Raw genomic sequence first — 229 nt, forward strand, 5'->3', positions numbered from 1 at the left:
GTTCGGCGGCGACCCATTTGCCTAGCGTCTGGGCTCCGACGTTGAGCTCGCGGGCGACTTCGGCGATGCTGCGGTCTGTGTCGATGACCAGGCGGGCGGCCTCGTGTTTGTACTCGGGACTGAAGCTTCGCCGTGATCGCTTGCCGGCGGTGTTGTCGGTCATGGTGACATCCTCTCGTGCGGGACAGGTCCCGCTAAATCGGGTGTCCACTCAACGAGGGTAGGGCCA

At 64.2% G+C, this 229-nt stretch carries 1 protein-coding gene; it reads right to left on the reverse strand.

Annotated features, from left to right (window positions below; translation table 11 throughout):
* The coding region (locus tag ACT3UN_RS16610) for a transposase (protein WP_444657680.1) at positions 1–163 on the reverse strand (163 nt) is incomplete at its 3' end.
* Positions 164–229 lie beyond the last annotated feature (66 nt).

The organism is Corynebacterium sp. AOP12-C2-36, assembly GCF_052379185.1.
Taxonomy (GTDB): domain Bacteria; phylum Actinomycetota; class Actinomycetes; order Mycobacteriales; family Mycobacteriaceae; genus Corynebacterium.